Raw genomic sequence first — 18,853 nt, 5'->3', positions numbered from 1 at the left:
GCCGGACACCCGGTCGCCAAGACAGCAGCGCAACCGCAAGACAAACGCAAGACAGACGATTCGTCAGGAGACACCACCATGAACCATGCGGAACTGAAATTCCTCGATATCGAATTCCCGTACAAGGCGTCCTACGACAACTTCATCGGCGGCAAGTGGGTGCCGCCGCAATCGGGACAGTACTTCGACAATCTGTCGCCCGTCACCGGCCAGGCGTTCTGCAAGATCGCCCGCTCCAATGCCGACGATATCGAGCTGGCGCTGGACGCCGCGCATGCGGCCAAGGCGGCCTGGGCGCGCACCTCGCCGGCCGAGCGCGCCAACGTGCTGAACCGCATTGCCGATCGCATGGAGGCCAACCTGAAGCGCCTCGCCGTCGCCGAGACGATCGACAACGGCAAGCCGCTGCGTGAGACCATGGCCGCCGACTTGCCGCTGGCGATCGATCATTTCCGCTATTTCGCCGGCGCGGTGCGCGCGCAGGAGGGCGGCATCTCGGAGATCGACCACGACACCATCGCCTACCACTTCCATGAGCCGCTGGGCGTGGTCGGCCAGATCATCCCGTGGAATTTCCCGCTGCTGATGGCGACGTGGAAGCTGGCGCCCGCGCTTGCCGCCGGCAACTGCGTCGTGCTCAAGCCCGCCGAGCAGACCCCGGCCTCGATCATGGTGCTGCTGGAGGTCATCGGCGACCTGCTGCCGCCGGGCGTGCTCAACGTCGTCAATGGCTTCGGCCTCGAGGCCGGCAAGCCGCTGGCCTCGAACAAGCGCATCGCCAAGATCGCCTTCACCGGCGAGACCACCACCGGCCGGCTGATCATGCAATACGCCAGCCAGAACCTGATTCCGGTCACGCTGGAGCTCGGCGGCAAGAGCCCCAACATCTTCTTCGCCGACGTGCTCGACAAGGACGACGCCTTCTTCGACAAGGCGCTGGAAGGCTTCGCGATGTTCGCGCTGAACCAGGGCGAGGTCTGTACCTGCCCGTCGCGCGCGCTGATCCAGGAGTCGGTCTACGACCGCTTCATGGAGCGGGCCATCAAGCGCGTCGAGGCGATCAAGCAAGGCCATCCGCTGGACCGCAGCACGATGATCGGCGCGCAGGCCTCGCAGGAACAGCTCGAGAAGATCCTGTCGTACATCGACCTGGGCAAGCAGGAAGGCGCGCAGCTGCTGACCGGCGGCGAACGCGCGCAACTGGGCAATGGCCTGGAGAACGGCTACTACATCAAGCCGACCGTCTTCCGCGGCCACAACAAGATGCGCATCTTCCAGGAGGAGATCTTCGGGCCGGTGGTATCGGTGACCACCTTCAAGACCGAGGAACAGGCGCTCGAGATCGCCAACGACACGCTGTATGGCCTCGGCGCCGGAGTGTGGACGCGCGACGGCACGCGGGCCTACCGCTTCGGCCGTGCGATCCAGGCGGGCCGCGTGTGGACCAACTGCTATCACGCCTACCCGGCCCACGCGGCGTTCGGCGGCTACAAGCAATCGGGCATCGGACGCGAGAACCACAAGATGATGCTGGACCACTACCAGCAGACCAAGAACCTGCTGGTCAGCTACAGCCCGAACGCGCTCGGCTTCTTCTGACCGACGGGCCTGGCAACGGCCGTCGCCCTCGCCAGGCCGGATCCTGGCGTCCCGTTCCGCCGCAAGCGGCAGTGACGCCGGGCTCCCGGCCTTCGCCCGGACGACGGCATCTTCGCGGATTCCGACCATGCATACCCCCCTGCCCCCACGCGTGATCGCCACCGACGCCGCGCTCGCACTGATCGCGCAGCTGACCGGTGACCACGGCCCCATCCTGTTCCACCAGTCCGGTGGCTGCTGCGACGGCAGCGCGCCGATGTGTTTTCCGCGCGGCGAATTCCTGGTCGGCGGCAGCGACATCAAGCTCGGCGAGATCGGTGGCGCACCGTTCTACATGAGCGAATCTCAGTTCGAGTACTGGCGGCACACGCAGCTGATCATCGACGTGGTGCCCGGCAATGGCGGCATGTTCTCGATCGAACGCGCCACCGGCATGCGCTTCCTGACCCGTTCGCGGCTGTTCACCGACGAGGAGGCCGACCGGCTCGCCGCGGTGCCGCTGCAACGGGCAACCGTCGACTATCCCGACCTCGCCGCGTGATGGCGCCCGCGCCGATCCTTCCGATGCCAGGGCGCCGCGCGCTGACGATCGCGCTTGGCGCGCTGGCCGCGCGCGCGGCGCTTCCGGCCATGGCGGCCACAACCGTCACGCCCGGCGCGGGCGCCAATCCGGCCGCCGGCTACCCCGCGCACCCGCTGACGATGATCGTGCCCTGGCCCGCGGGCGGCGCCACCGATCTGTCGATGCGGGTATTGGCCGAACTGGTCGGGCACGAGCTCGGCCAGCCGGTGGTGGTCGAGAACCGCGCCGGCGCCGGCGGTGCCCTGGTCGGCGCGCTGCTTGCCGCGGCGAAGCCGGATGGCTACACCATCGGCCAGTTGCCGGTGACCGTCTACCGGCTGCCGCACCAGCAGAAGACGACATGGCAGCCGCTGCGCGATATCCAGCCGGTGGTGATGATCTCCGGCTATACCTTCGGCGTGGTGGTGCCGGCCGACAGCCCGTTCCGCAGCTTCGGCGACCTGGTCGCCTGGGGACAGGCCCATCCCGGCGCGCTGACGGTGGGCTCCTCCGGCATCGGCACCACGCCGCATCTGGCGATCGAGGAGGTGCTCGGCCGCAACCGCGTCCGCTATCTGCATGTGCCCTACCGCGGCATCGCCGACCAGATGCTGGCGGTCGCCGGCGGCGCGTTGATGGCGGGCGTCAGCGCGACCGGCTTCGCGCCCTATGTCGACAGCGGGCGCCTGCGGCTGCTGGCCCTGTTCAGCGAACACCGCTCGCCCCGCTGGCCCGACGTGCCGACCATGAAGGAGCTCGGCTATCCCGACGCGGTCCACAACTCGCCCTATGGCATCGGCGTGCCGCGGGGCACCGACCCGCGCGTCGTGCGCCGGCTGCACGACGCCTTCGCCCGCGCCATGCGCCACCCCCGGCATCTGGCCGAACTGGCCAGGTACGACCAGGAACTGACGTATCTCGATACCGAGCGGTACGAGGCTTATCTGCGCGGCGTGTGGGCGCGCGAGCGCGAGTTCGCGCAACGGCTGGGCCTGGCCGCCGGCAAGGAGCCATCGTGATGAGCCCCACCCTGGCGGCGGCGATGCGGGCGGATGCCGAATCGAGCAAAGCAACTGGCGATACCGCCCCGGCGCTGCGCTGCGACGGGCTGGTCAAGCGCTTCGGCAGGCAGGCGGCGCTCGATGGCGTATCGCTGTCGGTTCGCCCCGGCGAATTCGTTGCGCTGCTCGGGCCGAACGGCGCCGGCAAGACCACGCTGTTCCAGATCCTGACCGGGTTGTTCGTCGCGGATGCCGGCCGGGCCGAGGTGATGGGCGCCGACATGCGGGAGCATCCGGCCCGCGCGCTGGCCCGGCTCGGCATCGTCTTCCAGCAGCCGGCGATCGATCTGGACCTGTCGGTGCGCGACAACCTGCTGTTCCATGCCGACCTGCATGGCCTTGCCCGGCGGCAGTCCTTGCCGCGCATCGCCGCCTTGCTCGCGCACTTCGGGCTTGCCGAGCGCGAACGCGCGCCGGTGCGCGCGCTGTCGGGCGGCAACCGCCGCAAGGTCGAACTGGCCCGCGCGCTGCTGCACGAGCCGGCGCTGCTGCTGATGGACGAGGCGACGGTCGGACTCGATCCGGCCTCGCGCGCGCAGATCGTCGACGAGGCCCGCCGCCTTGCCGCCGAACAATCCACCGCGGTGCTGTGGGCCACGCACCTGGTCCAGGAGATCGCCGCCTGCGACCGTGTCGTCGTGCTGCACCGGGGCACGGTCCGCTTCGACGGCACGCCGGCGATGCTGTGCGCCGCCACCACGCAGCACGACCTCGAACGGGCCTTCCTGGCCCTGACCGCCTCGGAGGCATCGCCATGAGCCACCTGCCACCGGTACCGCGTATCCGCTGGGTCGTCGGTGCCACCCTGGTCGCGACCGCCGTGCTGGTGCTGGCCGGGTGGTCCGAGACGGCATACCCCGCCGGCGGCGGCCAGGTCATCGTTTCCAGCGAGAAGGACGGCAGCCTGACGTTCTACGACGCGGCCAGCCGGCAGGTGTCCGCCGTGCTGCCGCAGTGCCGCCGGCCGCGCCATCTGCAGTTGTCGCCCGACCGCACGCGGCTCTATGTCGCCTGCAGCGACGACGATCGCGTCGATGTGGTCGACGTCCGCACGCGCAAGACGCTGGCCGCGCTGCGCGTCGGCGACGACCCGGAAATGTTCGACCTGAGCCCGGACGGCAGGACGCTCTATGTCTCCAACGAGGAAGAGTCCCTGCTGACCGCGGTCGACACCGCGACCGGGCAGAAGCGCTTCTCGGTGGCCGTCGGCGATGAACCGGAGGGTGTCAAGGTCAGCGCCGACGGCAAGCGTGTCTACGTGGCCTCCGAAGTGGCCAATCTCGTCCATGTGATCGACGTGGACAGCCGCAAGATCGTTCGCCATATCCCCGTCGGCAACCGGCCGCGCCGCTTCGCGCTGTCGCCCGACGGCAAGGAGCTGTGGGTCAGCAACGAGCTCGCCGCCAGCGTGTCGATCATCCGCACCGACACGCTGCAGGTCGCGCACGTGCTGACCTTCGCGCCGAAGGGGTTTCGTGCCGACGACGTGACGCCGGTAGGGCTGGCCCTGTCGCGGGACGGCAGGCGCGCCTATGTCGCCCTCGGGCGGGCCAACCATGTGGCGGTGGTCGATGTCGCCGCGCGGCGCGTGCTCGACTACGTGCTGGTTGGCCGGCGCGCGTGGGGGGTGGCGCTGACGCGCGGCGATGCGCTGCTGTACGTGACCAACGGCATGTCCGACGACGTCAGCGTGGTCGACACCGCGCGTGCCAAGGCGGTGGCGACGCTGAAGGCCGGGCGCGTACCGCATTCGGTGGCGATCGATGACTAGGCTCGCGTTGCTGCGTCCGCTCGCCGTGTGCGTGTTGCTGGCCGGCATATCGACGGCTACGCAAGCCGCTGCGGCAACGGCTGCGGCGCGCGCTGGCGCGGCCGAGCTGCGCATCGGCGTCGTCAGCCTGGCCGACGATCCGCGCTACGAGTCCAGACGGCTGGAGCAGCGCTATCCCGGCCACCCCGAAGGCAGGCCATTCGACGGCATGCGCGTGGCCGCGGCCGAATCCCGCCTTGCGCTCGAGGCCGCGGGGCTGTCGCTGAAGCTCGAGGCCGCCGAAGCGCGCGACGCCGAGGGGGCGGCACAGACGGCCGCCATGCTGGCGCGCCAGGGCATCCGCTACATCGTGCTCGATCTCCCCGCCGACGCCGTGCGCGCGGCGACCCGCGCGGTAAAGCCCGGCGAGGCCTTGCTGCTGAACGTCTCGTCCGACGACGACGCGCTGCGCGGGCAAGCCTGCGCGCCGCACCTGCTGCACACACTGCCGAGCCGGCGGATGCAGGCCGACGCGCTGATGCAGGCGCTGGCCGCGCGCAAATGGCGCAAGGCGCTGCTGCTGACGGGCCCCGCGCCGGAGGATCGCGCGTGGCAGGCGCTCTATCTGCAGGCGGCCCGGCGCTTCGGGATCGCCTGGGCCGCGCAGCGGGACTTCCGTCTGTCGAACGATCCGCGTGAACGGGAGCTGGCCAACGTCCGGCTGCTGACGGGCGGCCCGGATCACGACGTCGTGGTGGTCGCCGATGCCGACGGCGAGTTCGCGCGCACGCTGCCGTACGCCACGCAACTGCCGCGCCCGGTGGCGGGCGCCAACGGCCTGACCGCGATGGCGTGGCACCGGGCCTGGGAGCGCCACGGCGGCCCGCAATTGAACCGGCGCTTCCTCAAGGCCGCCGGCAGGCCGATGAGCGGGCACGACTGGGCCGGCTGGGTCGCGGTCAAGGCTGTGGTCGAAGCGGCCACGCGCGCGCCGAAGGCGCCGTTTGCCGAGCAGGCCCGGAGCCTGGTCTCCGGCGATGTCGTCATCGATGGCTTCAAGGGCCCGCGCCTGAGTTTCCGGCCCTGGGACGGGCAGCTGCGCCAGCCGGTGTTTCTTGCGCATCCCGACGGCGTGGCGGCGGTCGCCCCGCTCGACGGCTTCCTGCATCCCAGGAACAACCTCGACACGCTGGGCGCGGACGCGCCCGAGACCGCGTGCCGCCGCTGACAGCCTGCCGCCATGATGACCTCCATCTCTCCCCTGCTCCATCGCTGGCGCGCGCTGCGCGCGGTCGCGGGCCGCGAGCTGCGCAAGTTCCTGCGCCAGCCCGGCCGCCTGATCTCGTCGCTGGTGCGGCCGCTGCTGTGGTTCCTGGTATTCGGCGCGGGCTTCCAGAACGTGTTCGGCGTCGCCATCATTCCGCCCTACGACACCTATGTCGAATACAAGGTTTATCTGACCCCCGGCCTGCTGGCGATGATCGCGCTGTTCAACGGCATGCAGTCCTCGCTGGCGATGGTCTACGACCGCGAAATGGGCGTGATGCGGCTGCTGCTGACGGCGCCGCTGCCGCGGCCCTGGTTGCTGGCGTGCAAGCTCGCGGCCGGTGCGCTGCTGTCGCTGCTGCAGATGGCGGCGTTCCTGCTGGTCGCCGTGCTGTTCGACGTACCGATCGCGTATGCCGCGCTGCCGATGCTGTTCGCGGCGATGACGCTGGCCGCGCTGATGCTCGGCGCGCTCGGCCTCGCGCTGTCGGTGCATGTGCGGCAGCTGGAGAACTTCGCCGGCATGATGAACTTCGTGATCTTCCCGATGTTCTTCATCAGCACCGCGCTGTATCCGCTGTGGAAGCTCGAGGAATCCGGGGCCGAGCCGATCCACCAGCTGGCGCGGATCAACCCCTTCACGCATGCGGTCGAGGCGATCCGCTTCGCGCTGTACGGGCAGGCGGCCTGGGGCAGCGTCGCGGTGGTGGCGGCCTGCGCCTGCCTGTTCTTCGGCGTGGCGCTGCTCGGCTACGACCCGCAGCGCGGCATGGCAAGGCCGCTGGGAAAACGGGCGTGAGGCCGCCTGTCGTGCCGCGCCGTCATGGCAGGCAAAGCCGTGCGTGGCTCGGGACGCTGCTGGCCCTGGCGTCGGCGCTGGCGCATGCGGCCGCCGATGCCGACCCGTTCGCCTCGGCGCAATGGCCCACGCTGCGCGGCGAGATGCTGGGCAACGCGCCCGCGGTGTTCGACGCGCGCGTGAAGGTCGTCGGTCCCGCCTTCGCCGAAGACGCGCTGAACGTGCCGATCGCCTTCGACGCCTCGGCGCTGGGCGAAGTGGACCGGGTCGTGGTCGGGGTCGACCGCAATCCGATCCGCAAGGTGCTGGCGTTCACGCCGGGCAAGCTCAAGCCGGCGCTGTCGTTCCGCTTCAAGCTGGAACAGGGCTCCCCGGTACGGGTCGCGGCCCGCACCCGCGATGGCGTCTGGCATGTCGGCGGCCTGCTGGTCCACGCCGCCGGCGGCGGCTGCACGGTGCCGGGCGTGACGCGCAAGGACGGCTCGTGGAGCGTGACGCTGAACCGGGTCGAGGCCCGGCGCTTTGCCGCGCTCGATGGCGGCGGCGGCCGGATCCGGGTCCGCGTGATGCATCCGATGGACACCGGCCTGGTGGCGGGCATTCCCGCCTTCCATATCGAGCAGCTGGCGCTCGTCGACGGCCGTCGCGAACCGCTCGGCACGCTCGAGCTGCACGAGCCCGTGTCGGAGAACCCGATCTTCTCCTTCGACCTGCGCGAGCCGGCGCCGCAGCCGCTGGCGGTGACCGGCCGCGACAACAACGGCAACCGTATCGACGCGCGGGTGCTGCCATGAGGCGCCTGTTGGCCGCGCTCGCCGTGCCGATGCCCCAGCTGTTTGCCTTGCCGTTCTCCCTGTCGATCGCCCTGTCGATCGCCCTGTCGATGGCCCTGTCGATGGCCCTGCTGCTTCCCGCATCGGCATTCGGCGACGACCCCGCAGCAGGGGCGCTGCGGCCGCCCGACTACCGCCTCGCGCCGCGCGATATCGGCGACGGCATCTGGCTGTTTGAAGGGGCGAATGCCGACTTCGCCGTCGGCAACGGCTGCAACATCATCAATACGGCCTTCATCGATACCGGCGACGGCGTGGTCGTCGTCAATACGGGGCCGTCGCGGCGCTACGGTGAGCAGCAGCGCGCGGCGATCGCCAGGGTGACGAAGGCCCCGGTCCGCCTGGTGCTGAACCTGAACCTGCATCCCGACTACTTCTTCGGCAACCAGGCCTATGCCGACGCCAGTCCGGCCGCGCTGGCCGGTACCGTCGCCGGCGCGGCGCGCGAGGCCGGCGCGTATGCCGACAACCTGTATCGGCTCTGCGGCGACTGGATGGCGGGCACCGAACCGGCGCCGCCCGTCACGACCATCGAGCCGGGACCGCGCACGATCGGACGCCATCGATTCGAGCTGCTGCGCCTGCAGGGCCATACCGGCGACGATCTGGTGCTGATCGACCATACCGCGCGCGTGATGTTCGCCGGCGGCCTGGCCTTCCGCTCGCGCATCCCGACCACGCCGCACGCCGACATTCCGCGCTGGCTCGCCAGCCTCGACGTGCTGGAACGCCGGATGCGCGAGGACGGATTGCGCCTGCTGGTGCCAAGCCATGGCCCTGCGCTCGACGGCGGCGATGCGATCGCGCAGACGCGCGACTACCTGCGCTGGCTCGACGCCCGGCTGCGCCAGGCGGCCCGCGAGGGCCGCGACCTCGCCGAGGTCATCGCGATGCCGGTGCCGGCGCCGTACTCGGGCTGGGCCGCGATGCCGGCCGAATACCTGCGCAACGTCACGCACCTGTACCCGGCCTATGAACGGGAGGCGCTGGCGCCATGAGCCGTGCGGCGGGCACGCGCGAGGGGTGCTCCATTCCGCGACAGCGTTGTTGCGCGGTGGCGCGGTACGGGCCGGTATGACGCATCCGCGCGCGCGATCGCGGCGAAAAGGGTTCGCAAGCAACGGGAATTTTTCACGGCCGGCTTGGCACGCGAATTGCGGATTGGCGCACCGGCGCGGCATCGCCGATCGGCCTGTGCCGCGCCTGTGGAAGGACCACCGGGAAATCCGCGACAGGGTTGATCGAAACCGATGATCGAAGCCGATCATCGACAAAAAGAGAGAGGAGCAAACGATGAGCAAGTTGAAGGTGCTGGTGCTGGCCGCCGCGTGCGTGACCAGCTTCGCCGCGCGGGCCGCCGTGACGGACGCGATGATCGAGAACGACGCGAAGAGTCCCGGTGATGTGCTGTCGTGGGGGATCGGGCCGGAGGGCCAGCGCTTCTCGCCGCTGGCCAGGATCAATACGAAGAACGTCGCCCGCCTGGTGCCGGCGTGGTCGTTCTCGTTCGGCGGGGAGAAGCAGCGCGGCCAGGAATCGCAGCCGCTGATCCATAACGGCAAGATGTTCGTCACCGCTTCGTACTCGCGGATCTTCGCGCTGGATGTCAAGACCGGCGCGAAGCTGTGGAAGTACGAGCATCGCCTGCCGGAAGGCATCATGCCGTGCTGCGACGTGGTGAACCGCGGCGCCGCGCTGTACGACAAGCTCGTCATCTTCGGCACGCTGGACGCGCAGCTGGTCGCACTCGACCAGGACACCGGCAAGGTGGTGTGGAAGGACAAGATCGACGATTACGCGGCCGGCTATTCGTACACGGCGGCGCCGATGATCGTCAAGGGACTGGTGCTGACCGGCGTATCGGGGGGCGAGTTCGGCGTGGTCGGCCGCGTCGAGGCGCGCGATGCCAGGACCGGCCGGCTGGTGTGGATCCGCCCGACCGTCGAAGGGCATATGGGCTATCGCTTCGACGCCGAGGGCAACAAGATCGAGAACGGCATCACCGGTAACCTGAACGCCAGCTGGCCGGGCGAAACCTGGAAGACCGGCGGCGCGGCGACCTGGCTCGGCGGCACCTACGATCCCAAGACCGGGCTGGCCTACTTCGGCACGGGCAATCCGGGGCCGTGGAACAGCCATCTGCGCAAGGGCGACAACCTCTACTCGTCGTCGACGGTGGCCATCGATCCTGCCACCGGCAAGATCGTCTGGCATTACCAGAACACGCCGAACGACGGCTGGGATTTCGACGGCGTCAACGAGTTCGTGACCTTCGACCTCGACGGCAAGCGCGTCGGCGGCAAGGCCGACCGCAACGGCTTCTTTTACGTCAACGATGCACGCAACGGCAAGGTGCTGAACGCCTTTCCGTTCGTCCGCAAGGTGACCTGGGCCAAGGACATCGACCTGAAGACCGGCCGGCCCAACTTCGTCGCGGAAAGTCGTCCTGGCGACCCCGCCGACCAGAAGAAGGGACAGTCGGTGTTCGCCGCGCCGGGCTTCCTCGGCGGCAAGAACCAGCAGCCGATGGCGTTCAGCCCGCAGACGGGCCTGTTCTATGTGCCGGCGAACGAATGGGGCATGGACATCTGGAACGAGCCGATCACCTACAAGAAGGGCGCGGCCTTCCTCGGCGCCGGCTTCACCATCAAGCCGCTGAACGAGGACTATATCGGCGCGTTGCGCGCCGTCGATCCGAAGACCGGCAAGATCGTCTGGGAGGTCAAGAACAACGCGCCGCTGTGGGGCGGCGTGATGACGACCGGCGGCGGCCTGGTGTTCTGGGGCACGCCCGAGGGCTACCTGAAGGCGGCGGACGCGAAGACCGGCAAGGAGCTGTGGCAATTCCAGACCGGCAGCGGCGTGGTGGCGCCGCCAGTCACCTGGGAAGAAAACGGCGAGCAGTTCATCGCCGTGGTGTCGGGCTGGGGCGGCGCCGTGCCGCTGTGGGGCGGCGACGTGGCCAAGCGCGTCAACTTCCTCGAGCAAGGCGGCTCGGTGTGGGTGTTCAAGCTCAGCAAGGTCTGAGCGCTTGCCGTACAGGCCGGCGCGCGAGCGTGTGCATCGACGCGTGCGTTGATGCATGTGTTGGCGCATGTGTTGGCGCATGCGGGGACGGCGCCGGCCGCATTCGAATGGGTGATTCATGCTGAAAGAATGGATTCGACGTATCGCGCCGCGCGGCCCGGTTGCCCTCGCCTTCGGCCTGACCCTCGCCGCCTCGGCGCAGGCGGCCCCGGACATCAGGGCGCTGGCCGACAAGAACGGCTGCTTTTCCTGCCACGGCATGCAGGGCAAGCTGGTCGGCCCCGGCTTCGCCGAGGTCGCGGCCAGGTACAAGGGTGACAGCGAGGCCACCGGCAAGCTGGCCCGCAAGATCCAGGAGGGCGGCAAGGGGTATGGGGGCGGATTCCGATGCCGCCGCACCCCTCGCTGAAGGACGAGGAGGCCAGGCAGCTGGCGGCGTGGGTGCTGGAGGCCGGTTGATCCGATCGGGGCCCCGCGTGAGCCAGGTCCCGCGTCATACGGAAAAAGGAGAGGCGCCGGTGCGCCTCTCCTTTCTTGATGTCATGCGCCGCGGTCCGCTACGGCTTGCTCAGTCGCAGCGAATTGGCGTCGGTACGGAACAGCAGCGGCGCCTCCCTGCCCCGCTGCACGCGCCCCTGGGACAGCACGGCGGCCAGCCGCCCCTGTGCCACGATGGCGCGCACGCGATCGTGATCGTCCGACCGCTCGCAGACCGGGTCCGTCGCGTCGGCATCGCCGGTCAGCTGCCATGCCTGGCAGCGGCAGCCGCCGGCATCGGCCTCCTTCTCGTCGCAGGACTGGCACGCGCCCTTCATCCACGCGGTGCCGCGATAGCGGTTGAACGCCTCGCTGTCGAACCAGATGTCGCGCAGCGGCATGTCGGCGACGTTCGGCAGCGAGAGTCCCGGCAGCATGCGCGCCGCGTGGCATGGCAGCGCCGTGCCGTCCGGCGCGACGCCCAGGAACGTCGTGCCCCAGCCGTTCATGCATTTCTTCGGGCGCGTCTCGAAATAGTCCGGGACGACGAACAGGATGCGGCAACGCGAACCGATACGCCGCCGATAGCGCTCGACCACCGCCTCGGCCTCGCGCAGCTGCGCGGCATCGGGCATCAGCGCGAGGCGGTTGCGCCAGGCCCAGCCGTAGTACTGGGTGTTGGCCAGTTCCAGGTATTCGGCGCCCATCTCCAGCGCCATCTCGATGATGGCGCCCACATGCGGCAGGTTGTGCCGGTGCAGCACGCAGTTCATCACCATCGGATAGCCGTGCGCCTTGATCATGCGCGCCGCGCGCTGCTTCAGCTCGAAGGTGCGCGTGCTCGATAGGAAGTCGTTGAGCTCGCGCGTCGAATCCTGGAACGACAGCTGGATATGATCGAGTCCCGCCTCGCGCAGCGCGCCAAGGCGTTCATCGGTCAGCCCGACACCGGAGGTGATCAGGTTGATGTAGAAGCCGAGCCGGCGGGCATGCGCGACGATCGCTTCGAGGTCCTTGCGCATCAGCGGCTCGCCGCCCGACAGTCCCAGCTGCACCGCGCCCAGGGCTCTCGCCTGCGTCAGCACGTCGAGCCATTGCGCGGTGCCCAGCTCCGCGCCGTGCCGGGCATAGTCGACCGGATTCGAGCAGAACGCGCAGTGCAGCGGGCAGCGATAGGTCAGCTCGGCCAGCAGCCACAGCGGCGGGCCGGGGCGCACGCCGGCCTCAGGCGAGCCAGCCGCGTTCGAAGGCATGTTTGACAAAGGCATGGACCTCGGCGGCGATTCCTTCGATGTGATAGGCGCCCTGCAGTTCGTCGATCAGCATGTCGAGCGTGCGCGAGCCGTCGCAGCGGCGCAGGATCGCCGCGGCGCTTTCGTTCAGCGTGACCATGCCCTCGGGATACAGCAGCACCCACGCCTGCTGCGCCTCCTCCCATTGCAGGCGGAGCGTGCGGTGCAGGGTCGGCATGCAGGTGCCTGTGGATGGCGCGGTCATGGATAGGCCTTCTCGATGGCATCGAGCATCGACCACAGCACGTCGAGCTTGAACTGAAGGATGTCGAGCGCGCGCCGCTGTTCGGCCGGCGTGCGGAAATGTTCGAGGGTCACGCGCAGGCCATGGTCGACGTCGCGCTGGGCGAGCGGAATGCGCGTGCGGAAGTAATGCAGCCCGTCCCGCTCGATCCAGGGGTAGTGCTCGGGCCAGCCGGCCAGCCGCTGGCGGTGGATCTCCGGCGCGAACATCTCCGTCAGCGACGAGCACACCGCCTCCTGCCACGGGGCGCTGCGCGCGAAATTGACGTAGGCGTCGACGGCGAAGCGCACGCCGGGCACGACGAGTTCGTGCGACCACAACGCCTGGCGCGGCAGGCCGACCGCCTCGCCCAACCGGACCCAGGCCTCGATGCCGCCGGGCTCGCTGTCGGTGCCGTCGTGGTCGAGGATGCGCTGGACCCAGAGCCGGCGGGTCTCGCGCTCCGGGCAATTGGCCAGGATGGCGGCGTCCTTCTGCGGGATGCGTACCTGGTAGTAGAAGCGGTTGGCGACCCAGCCGCGGATCTGCTCGGGGGTGCACTGTCCCGCCGCCATGCGGCGATGGAATGGATGGTGAATGTGGTAGCCCGACTGCTTCGCGCGCAGTTGCGATTCGAACTCGGCCGGGCTCCAGGCGGTGGCCTGCGTCATAGCGCGATCTCCATGCCGTCCCAGGCGACCTCGATGCCGCGCGCGTCCAGATGGCGGCGCTGCGGCGATCGCTCGTCGAGAATCGGATTGGTGTTGTTGATGTGGATCAGGATCTTGCGCGATGCCGGCAACGCGTCCAGCAGCTCGATCATGCCGCCGGCGCCGGACAGCGCCAGATGACCCATCTGCGCGGCGGTCCTGTTCGACAGGCCCAGCCGCAGCATCTCGTCGTCGACCCAGAAGGTGCCGTCGACCAGCACGATATCGGAGCCGCGCAGCTCCTCCATCAGGTCCGGCGTGATCCGCCCAAGTCCGGGCGCGTAGAAGGCGCGCCTGCCGGTGGCGGTATCGACGATGCGCAGGCCGATATTGTCGCCACGCCGCGGCGCGTGGCGGTTCGGCGAATACGGTGGCGCCTTGCTGTCGAGCGGCACGGCCGTGATGGTCGCCCGCTGCAGCGGCGCGATGTGCAGCGGCTCGCCGTCGAGCGGCAGCCGATGCCGATCGAGCCCGCAGTAGTGTGACAGCACGCGCGCCAGCGGCAAGGCGTCCGACAGATCGGCGAGCACCGGCTCGGTGGCATACAGCGGCAGGCGGCGCTGATGTTCCCGCAGCATCAGCAGCCCGGTCACATGATCGATCTGCGCGTCCATCAGCAGAACGGCCGCGATGCCGGTGTCGCGCCGCTCGCGCGCGGGCTGCAGGGCCGGCGTGGCGCGGATCTGCGCAAGGATGTCGGGGGACGCGTTAACCAGCAGCCAGTCCAGGCCGTTATCGGTCAGCGCGATCGAGGATTGGGTGCGCGGCACCGCGGACACCGCGCCGCGGCGGACGCCGTCGCAATTGGGGCAGTTGCAGTTCCACTGCGGAAAGCCCCCTCCCGCAGCCGATCCCAGAACCCTTAACGTCGTCATCGCAGTGTTGCGGCGCTGTGCGCCCGTTTTTTTATTTTTGGATGTGACAGTCCCCGCCAGCGCGGGGACCGGCGTGCACGCTGACCGTCAGCGATTGGCGATATACATCGTGATCTCGAAGCCGAGGCGAAGATCGGTATAGGCGGGCGTGGTCCAGTTCATGAGGTCTCCTTCGATGTGGTTGCTTGGCACGGACTGTGATTGCCGAGTCGGAGCGGGCGGCGGCACCGTGCCCCGCCCTTCCGCATCGACTCCGAGGCAACATCCATGCCCGACACCGCACGACAGCAGCACGATTCCCACCGCATCGAAGACCGCGTGTTCTGGCTGCGCACTGCAGACATGCACCGTCTGCACGTCCGCCTCCATGGCCGAGCCGATGGCGAACCCTGGCTGGTGCTGCATGGCGGCCCGGGCAGCGGCTGTTCCGCGTCGATGGCCAGCTGGTTCGATCCGGCTCGCCAGCTGGCCATCCTGCCCGATCAGCGCGGCGCGGGCCGCTCGCGGCCGGCCGGCACGCTCAGGCGCAACACCACCGGTGCGCTGCTCGCCGATATCGAACGACTGCGTACCGTGCTGGGCATTGAGCGCTGGCATGTGGCCGCCGGCTCGTGGGGGGCCTCGCTGGCGCTGGCCTACGCGGCACGCTGGCCGCAGCGCGTTGCCGGGCTGGTGCTGCGCGGCAGCTTCCTGACCGGGCGCGACGATATCCTGCGGCTGTTCGCCGCGCGTGCCCGCGGCATGTCGGTGCTGCCCCCTGGCGGCGCCGACTTTGCTGCGGCGCGGGCGCGCGGCGGCTCCGCCGAAGCGCAACGGCGTTGCGCCATCCGGCTGCTGCAGAATGGAACAGGTGTTCAACAACGGGACACCGCGCGGCGATGGCGTACGGTCGAGCGCGCGCTGCTCGGCGAGCACGCCGGGCCGCGTCGACCAGCCCGTTCCGCGCGGGGCGACGACGTCGCCCTGCGGCGAAAGTACCGGATCCAGGCGCACTACCTGCAGCGGCGCTGCGGCCTCGGCAAGCCCGCGCTGCTGCGCTGCGCCGCCGGCATCGCGCGGCACCGCATCCCCACGATCCTGCTGCACGGCGCCCGCGACCGCGTCTGCCGGCCCGGCAATGCGGCCCGGCTGCAGGCCGTCATGCCGCACGCCATGCTGCGCGTGGTGCCCGGGGGCGGGCATCTCGCCGCGGGACCCATGGCCGATGCCTTGCGAGCCGCGATCCGCGAGTTGTCGGCGTGACAGGCGGCCGCCGCGCTTTCCTGCAGCGTGCCGCCCACCTGGGCTTGGCGGCGCTGTCCGCGGACAGCGTGGCCGGGGCCGCGCCGACGCAGCCGCAGCCGCTTATGTCCCGGGTGCCGTCGCCGGTGTCGTCGCCCGCGCTGTCTCCGGTTCTGTCTCCGCTTCTTTCGCCGCTTCTTTCGCCGCTGGCGCCCGGCGTCTACACCGGCGCGGTGGACGGCGCCGATCCGTCGTGCTCCCCTTCTCTGGTGGCGATCGGTCGTGATGGCGTGCTGGTGGTCGATCCCGGCCCGAATCTGCGCCACGGCCGCCGCCTGATCGCGGCGATCCGGCGGCGGAGTGCGCTGCCGGTGCGATGGGTCGTCAATTCGCATCCGCATCCACGGCAGGTGCTGGCCAATGCCGCCTTCGCCGAGCTGCGGCCCCGCCCCGCTTTCCTCGCTTCGCCAGCGACAGCCGAGCAGATGCGATCGCGGTGCGACGCCTGCCTTCGTCAGCTCGTGGCCGAACTGGGGCCGGCGGCGATGGCCGGCACGACCATCGTGCTGCCGCGGCCGGCGCTGCGCGAGGGCACGCCGCTCGTCGCGGCCGGAGTCCGCTGGCAGGTCCGGTTCCTTGCCAATGCGCACAGCGCCTCGGACACGGCGCTGTATGCGCCCGCGCTGCGCTTGCTGTTTGCCGGCGGCCTGGCCACGGGCGAGCGTGTTCCGGATCTGCGCGACGGCTCGCTGACGGGCTGGCAGGCTGCGCTGCGCGCGCTGTCGGTGTTGCCGGCGGACACTGTCGTGGGCGACGGCGTTGGCACGCCACGGCAATGCATCGTTCCGACGCTGGCCTATCTCGACAGTCTGGAGCGCCGCATCCGGCAGGGGCTGGCCGCTGGCGTGGATGCCGCCGATGCCTTGCGGGCCGTGCCGGGCGAAGCCTTCCGGCACTGGCAGGGCTTTGTGCCGCGGCACGCGCTGAATGTGCAGCGCGCCTGGCTGGAACTGGAGGATGAATGGATGCGCGGCGCGCCGGCCCGATGAGCGCGGGGCATTGGCCGGCGCTGGCCGGCGCGCGGGCAGGTCAGTGCGGCTCGCCCGGTTCCGCGTCCCCATCGGCCTGCAGCAGGCGCTCGGCCTCGCCGAGCTTGCGGTAGACCGTATTGCGCGAGATGCCGAGCGCCTTGGCCGCGGCCGAGATATTGCCGTGATGCGCCTTGACGGTCGCGACGATGGTCAGCGCTTCGACGTCGGCAAGCCGCGTCGGCCGCAGCGGCAGCGGCGGCACCGAATCAGGCTGCGCCACGCCCGGTACCGCCGCCGGGCGCGCACCGCTCGCGGCCGCGGCCGGCGTGGCGGTGCCCGCCGCGTTCCGCTCCCGCCAGTCGTCGAGGAAATCGTCGGGCAGATGCGCTACGTCGATCTCGTCCTCGTCTTCCGCCATCAGCCGCGCCGTGTTCAGCAGGTTGGCCAGTTGGCGAATATTGCCCGGCCAGTGATAGGACGCGAACATCCGCATCACCGGCTCCGCGATCCGCAGCGGCCGCGATGCGCCGCCGTGCCGCGCCAGCACCTTGCTGGCGACGACGTCGAGGTCGGTGCGATCGCGCAGCGCCGGCAGCCGCACCACCAGGCCATTGAGCCGGTAGTACAGGTCCTCGCGGAAGCGGCCCGCCGCGACTTCCTCGCGCAGGTTGCGGTTGGTGGCGCAGATCAGCACGAAATCGACCTCGATCACCTTGTTGCTGCCCAGCGGCGTCACGGACCGCTCCTGCAGCGCCCGCAGCAGCCGTACCTGCAGATGCAGCGGCATGTCGCCGATCTCGTCGAGGAACAGCGTGCCGCCGTTGGCCAGCAGCATCTTGCCGATGCCGCCCTTCTTGCGCGCACCGGTAAACGCGCCCTCCTCGTAGCCGAACAGCTCCGACTCGAACAGCGTCTCGGGAATCGACGCGCAATTGACGGCGACGAACGGGCCTTGCTGCCGCTGGCTCTCGGCGTGGATCGCGCGCGCCAGCAGCTCCTTGCCGGTACCGGTCTCGCCGCAGATCATCACCGGGATGTCCCGGCCGACGACCTTGCGCAGCTTGCCGATCACCGCCGCCATCTGCGGATCGCCGGTATCGAGCTCGTCCAGGCCGCCAGGCTGCTGGGCGTTCGGCAGGCGGCCGCGCCGCGGCGCAGGCGTTTCGCGGGCCTCGGGCATCAGCCCGCCCGAAGGCACCACCGTCGAGCGGGTGATTTCGACCCGGGCCCAGACCTTGACGCCGCTCGACAGCTGCAGCGGCATCACGCCGCCGGGCGCGCTGCGCAGCGCGTCGAACAGCTGGCCCATCGACAGCCCGAACAGCGACGAAAACGTATGCGCCCGCAACGCGCCCACCGACAAACCGAGCTGGAACTGGCCGCTGCGGTTGGCCGACAGGAAGCGCCCGCCCGGCGTGAACGAGGCCAGCCCTTCGGCAATCGTGCCGATGAACTCCTGCCGCGCGTGGAAATGCACGCGCACCATGTCCTGGAAGGCGTTCTCGAACAGATGGTTCTCGATCATCTGCGCCGACATGCGCACCAGCGCCATGGTGTGCTTGTGAAAGCCCCGATGGTCGCCGGTCACGTCGAGCGCGCCGACCGTCTTGCCGTAGGGATCGAAGATCGGCGAGCACGAGCAGGTCAGGAAATGATTGGCGCGCAGGAAGTGTTCGTCGCCGTGGACCAGCGTGGGCAGCCCCTCCGTCAGCGCGGTGCCGATCGCATTGGTGCCCTTGCTCTCCTCGGACCACACCGCGCCGGGACGCAGCGCGACCTTGTCGGCCTTTTCGAGGAAGTCGTCATCGCCCAGCGAATGCAGGATCAGGCCGGCCGTATCGGTCAGGATCACCATGCTGTGGGTGTTGACGATCTGATCGTACAGCATCTCCATGACCGGCAGCGCGTGCGTGAACAGCGACTGGCTCTTCTCGATCTGGCTGCGCAGGTCGACCGGCGCGACCGGGCCGAAGTCCGGCGACTCGTAGGGGCGCAGCCCGTAGGACTGCGATCGCTGATGGGCCTGGGCGATGGTGTCGGCGTGCGTGCCGCCGTGCGGCTCCGGCTCGTGCGGGGTCATGGATTGTCTCCTGTTCGGCTGCCCGGCATCTTGGTGCCGGATCTTCG

18 protein-coding genes and 1 pseudogene are annotated in these 18,853 nt (G+C 69.7%); 13 read left to right on the top strand and 6 right to left on the bottom strand.

Features of this window, described 5'->3' with window-relative positions:
* The first annotated feature begins 78 nt into the window (after nt 1-78).
* The 11 genes and pseudogenes from adh to KZ686_RS11305 all read left to right on the top strand — a co-directional run bounded on the left by adh (nt 79) and on the right by KZ686_RS11305 (nt 11,356).
* The gene (gene adh / locus KZ686_RS11355; protein WP_265632412.1) at nt 79-1,599 is read left to right on the top strand and encodes an aldehyde dehydrogenase; all 1,521 of its coding nucleotides are present in this window, start codon (nt 79-81) and stop codon (nt 1,597-1,599) included.
* A 127-nt stretch (nt 1,600-1,726) separates the two neighbouring features.
* Nucleotides 1,727-2,140: a DUF779 domain-containing protein gene (locus tag KZ686_RS11350; protein WP_226106392.1), complete on the top strand. Its 414-nt coding sequence runs from the start codon at nt 1,727-1,729 to the stop codon at nt 2,138-2,140.
* Between the two features lie 89 nt (nt 2,141-2,229).
* Nucleotides 2,230-3,180, top strand: coding sequence for a tripartite tricarboxylate transporter substrate binding protein (locus tag KZ686_RS11345; protein WP_265633468.1), 951 nt, complete (start codon nt 2,230-2,232; stop codon nt 3,178-3,180).
* A 23-nt stretch (nt 3,181-3,203) separates the two neighbouring features.
* Complete coding sequence (locus tag KZ686_RS11340; RefSeq protein ID WP_265633467.1) at nt 3,204-3,980, top strand: ABC transporter ATP-binding protein; 777 nt, start codon at nt 3,204-3,206, stop codon at nt 3,978-3,980.
* Nucleotides 3,977-4,993, top strand: a complete 1,017-nt coding sequence (locus KZ686_RS11335; RefSeq protein WP_149318734.1) for a PQQ-dependent catabolism-associated beta-propeller protein — start codon at nt 3,977-3,979, stop codon at nt 4,991-4,993. Before KZ686_RS11340 ends, KZ686_RS11335 begins: the two co-directional genes overlap by 4 nt.
* Nucleotides 4,986-6,200, top strand: coding sequence for an ABC transporter substrate-binding protein (locus tag KZ686_RS11330; protein ID WP_265632411.1), 1,215 nt, complete (start codon nt 4,986-4,988; stop codon nt 6,198-6,200). Before KZ686_RS11335 ends, KZ686_RS11330 begins: the two co-directional genes overlap by 8 nt.
* Nucleotides 6,201-6,212: 12 nt before the next feature.
* Nucleotides 6,213-7,037, top strand: a complete 825-nt coding sequence (locus KZ686_RS11325; RefSeq protein ID WP_395896335.1) for an ABC transporter permease — start codon at nt 6,213-6,215, stop codon at nt 7,035-7,037.
* 11 nt (nt 7,038-7,048) lie between these two features.
* Complete coding sequence (locus KZ686_RS11320; RefSeq protein ID WP_407648545.1) at nt 7,049-7,831, top strand: quinoprotein dehydrogenase-associated SoxYZ-like carrier; 783 nt, start codon at nt 7,049-7,051, stop codon at nt 7,829-7,831.
* Between the two features lie 101 nt (nt 7,832-7,932).
* The gene (locus tag KZ686_RS11315; RefSeq protein WP_265633465.1) at nt 7,933-8,868 is read left to right on the top strand and encodes a quinoprotein relay system zinc metallohydrolase 1; all 936 of its coding nucleotides are present in this window, start codon (nt 7,933-7,935) and stop codon (nt 8,866-8,868) included.
* A gap of 295 nt (nt 8,869-9,163) precedes the next feature.
* Nucleotides 9,164-10,897: a PQQ-dependent methanol/ethanol family dehydrogenase gene (locus KZ686_RS11310; protein ID WP_150084019.1), complete on the top strand. Its 1,734-nt coding sequence runs from the start codon at nt 9,164-9,166 to the stop codon at nt 10,895-10,897.
* A 118-nt stretch (nt 10,898-11,015) separates the two neighbouring features.
* Nucleotides 11,016-11,356, top strand: a pseudogene (locus tag KZ686_RS11305) (c-type cytochrome).
* 98 nt (nt 11,357-11,454) lie between these two features.
* Here the strand turns inward: KZ686_RS11305 and pqqE are convergent.
* The 5 genes from pqqE to pqqA form a co-directional block, all read right to left on the bottom strand.
* Nucleotides 11,455-12,627 (bottom strand): pyrroloquinoline quinone biosynthesis protein PqqE, encoded by a 1,173-nt coding sequence (pqqE, locus tag KZ686_RS11300; RefSeq protein WP_265632410.1) that lies wholly within the window; start codon nt 12,625-12,627, stop codon nt 11,455-11,457.
* A complete protein-coding gene (gene pqqD, locus KZ686_RS11295) occupies nt 12,599-12,844 on the bottom strand; it encodes a pyrroloquinoline quinone biosynthesis peptide chaperone PqqD (protein WP_190286398.1) in 246 nt (81 codons plus the stop codon). The genes pqqE and pqqD overlap by 29 nt, the downstream gene beginning before the upstream one ends.
* A gap of 23 nt (nt 12,845-12,867) precedes the next feature.
* The gene (gene pqqC / locus KZ686_RS11290) at nt 12,868-13,560 is read right to left on the bottom strand and encodes a pyrroloquinoline-quinone synthase PqqC (protein WP_265632409.1); all 693 of its coding nucleotides are present in this window, start codon (nt 13,558-13,560) and stop codon (nt 12,868-12,870) included.
* Nucleotides 13,557-14,474, bottom strand: coding sequence for a pyrroloquinoline quinone biosynthesis protein PqqB (pqqB, locus tag KZ686_RS11285; protein WP_226106402.1), 918 nt, complete (start codon nt 14,472-14,474; stop codon nt 13,557-13,559). Before pqqB ends, pqqC begins: the two co-directional genes overlap by 4 nt.
* An 87-nt stretch (nt 14,475-14,561) precedes the next feature.
* On the bottom strand, nt 14,562-14,636 hold the full coding sequence (gene pqqA / locus KZ686_RS11280; protein WP_006578070.1) for a pyrroloquinoline quinone precursor peptide PqqA: 75 nt from the start codon (nt 14,634-14,636) through the stop codon (nt 14,562-14,564).
* Nucleotides 14,637-14,741: 105 nt separating this feature from the next.
* Between pqqA and KZ686_RS11275 the strand changes: the two genes are divergently transcribed.
* Together KZ686_RS11275 and KZ686_RS11270 are read left to right on the top strand one after the other, a co-directional pair.
* Entirely contained in the window at nt 14,742-15,716 is a 975-nt protein-coding gene (locus tag KZ686_RS11275) for an alpha/beta fold hydrolase (protein WP_265632408.1), read from the top strand.
* The gene (locus KZ686_RS11270; protein WP_265632407.1) at nt 15,713-16,744 is read left to right on the top strand and encodes an MBL fold metallo-hydrolase; all 1,032 of its coding nucleotides are present in this window, start codon (nt 15,713-15,715) and stop codon (nt 16,742-16,744) included. The genes KZ686_RS11275 and KZ686_RS11270 overlap by 4 nt, the downstream gene beginning before the upstream one ends.
* A 40-nt stretch (nt 16,745-16,784) precedes the next feature.
* On the opposite strand, the gene KZ686_RS11265 is transcribed toward KZ686_RS11270, so the two are convergent.
* Entirely contained in the window at nt 16,785-18,806 is a 2,022-nt protein-coding gene (locus KZ686_RS11265) for a sigma-54-dependent Fis family transcriptional regulator (protein WP_150084013.1), read from the bottom strand.
* Nucleotides 18,807-18,853: the final 47 nt, after the last annotated feature.

Source organism: Cupriavidus cauae (assembly GCF_026210475.1).
Lineage (GTDB): Bacteria > Pseudomonadota > Gammaproteobacteria > Burkholderiales > Burkholderiaceae > Cupriavidus > Cupriavidus cauae.
Note: the sequence above shows the minus strand (reverse complement) of the source record. Positions and strands in the feature narration are given on the sequence as shown.

What these genes read in the sequence shown, in the direction of transcription:
- adh (WP_265632412.1), top strand. Translation starts at nt 79, where the DNA reads ATGAACCATGCGGAACTGAAATTCCTCGATATCGAATTCCCGTACAAG.
- KZ686_RS11350 (WP_226106392.1), top strand. Translation starts at nt 1,727, where the DNA reads ATGCATACCCCCCTGCCCCCACGCGTGATCGCCACCGACGCCGCGCTC.
- KZ686_RS11345 (WP_265633468.1), top strand. Translation starts at nt 2,230, where the DNA reads ATGGCGGCCACAACCGTCACGCCCGGCGCGGGCGCCAATCCGGCCGCC.
- KZ686_RS11340 (WP_265633467.1), top strand. Translation starts at nt 3,204, where the DNA reads ATGCGGGCGGATGCCGAATCGAGCAAAGCAACTGGCGATACCGCCCCG.
- KZ686_RS11335 (WP_149318734.1), top strand. Translation starts at nt 3,977, where the DNA reads ATGAGCCACCTGCCACCGGTACCGCGTATCCGCTGGGTCGTCGGTGCC.
- KZ686_RS11330 (WP_265632411.1), top strand. Translation starts at nt 4,986, where the DNA reads ATGACTAGGCTCGCGTTGCTGCGTCCGCTCGCCGTGTGCGTGTTGCTG.
- KZ686_RS11325 (WP_395896335.1), top strand. Translation starts at nt 6,213, where the DNA reads ATGATGACCTCCATCTCTCCCCTGCTCCATCGCTGGCGCGCGCTGCGC.
- KZ686_RS11315 (WP_265633465.1), top strand. Translation starts at nt 7,933, where the DNA reads ATGGCCCTGCTGCTTCCCGCATCGGCATTCGGCGACGACCCCGCAGCA.
- KZ686_RS11310 (WP_150084019.1), top strand. Translation starts at nt 9,164, where the DNA reads ATGAGCAAGTTGAAGGTGCTGGTGCTGGCCGCCGCGTGCGTGACCAGC.
- pqqE (WP_265632410.1), bottom strand. Translation starts at nt 12,627, where the DNA reads ATGCCTTCGAACGCGGCTGGCTCGCCTGAGGCCGGCGTGCGCCCCGGC.
- pqqD (WP_190286398.1), bottom strand. Translation starts at nt 12,844, where the DNA reads ATGCCGACCCTGCACCGCACGCTCCGCCTGCAATGGGAGGAGGCGCAG.
- pqqC (WP_265632409.1), bottom strand. Translation starts at nt 13,560, where the DNA reads ATGACGCAGGCCACCGCCTGGAGCCCGGCCGAGTTCGAATCGCAACTG.
- pqqB (WP_226106402.1), bottom strand. Translation starts at nt 14,474, where the DNA reads ATGACGACGTTAAGGGTTCTGGGATCGGCTGCGGGAGGGGGCTTTCCG.
- KZ686_RS11275 (WP_265632408.1), top strand. Translation starts at nt 14,742, where the DNA reads ATGCCCGACACCGCACGACAGCAGCACGATTCCCACCGCATCGAAGAC.
- KZ686_RS11265 (WP_150084013.1), bottom strand. Translation starts at nt 18,806, where the DNA reads ATGACCCCGCACGAGCCGGAGCCGCACGGCGGCACGCACGCCGACACC.